The following is an 879-nucleotide window of genomic DNA, read 5'->3' as shown; positions in this document are numbered from 1 at the left end:
GTGCCGCCCATCGAGCCCTCGCCGAACAGCGTGCCCTGCGGCCCCTTGATGCTTTCCCCCCGGTCGATGTCTACGGATCGCGTGTCCGGATCCCAGGGCCCGGTCACGCCGGTGAACGGCTTCTCGTCTCCTTCTTCTCCCTTTTCTTTTCCTCCCCTCTCCCTTTCTCCTCCTCTTCTCTTCCCCTTTGTTCCTGCCCCTCCTTTTTCTCTTTCTTCCTCTCCTTTTTTTCTTTTTCTTCCTTCCCCCCCTTTTCTCCTTCCCATCTCATCTCTCTTCTCTCCTTTCACCTCTTTTATTTCCCTCTTCACTTCCATCTTCCTCTCTTCTCTCTTTCTCTCTTTTCCCCTCCTCCCTCCTCTTTTTTTCCTCCCCTTTTTCTCCCTTTCTCTCTTTCCCTCCTTTTTCCCTTCCCCTCTCTCCCCTTCTCCCCTTCTTTTCTTTTCCCCTCCTTCCCCTTCCTCTCCTCCTTTTTCCTTTTTCTCTTCCCTCCCCCCTCCCCTCCCTTTTCTCCTTTTTCCCCCCCCTTCCCCTTCCCCCTCCCTCCTTTTTTTCCTTCTCCCTTTCTCCCCTTCCTCCCTTCCCCCTCCTCCTCTTCCTTTCTCTCTCCTTTTCCTCTTCTCCCTTTTCCCCCTCCTCTCTTTCTCTCTCTTCTTTCCCCCCTTCCTTCCTTTTCCTTTTTCCCTTTTCTTCCCTCCTTCTCCTTCCTTTTCCCCTTTTTCTCTCCTTTTCCCTCTTCTTTTTCCCCCCTTCTTTCCTTCTTTTTTTTCCTCTCTTTCTTCCCCTCCTTCTCCTCTTCTTTCTCCCTTTCCCTCCTTTTCCTTCTCTTCCTCTTCTTCCTTTCTCTTCTCCCCCTCTTCCTCTTCCTCCTCCTCTTCT

The 879-nt window shown here is 51.9% G+C and carries 1 protein-coding gene; it reads right to left on the bottom strand.

Annotated elements, in window-relative coordinates:
• Window positions 1–879 (bottom strand): hypothetical protein (locus IB228_RS19650; protein ID WP_225562582.1); only part of this gene is annotated, 879 nt, incomplete at both ends.

Source organism: Pseudoxanthomonas sp. PXM04 (assembly GCF_014851695.1).
Classification (GTDB): Bacteria; Pseudomonadota; Gammaproteobacteria; order Xanthomonadales; family Xanthomonadaceae; genus Pseudoxanthomonas_A; species Pseudoxanthomonas_A beigongshangi.
This window is presented reverse-complemented; position numbering and strand designations above follow the sequence as displayed.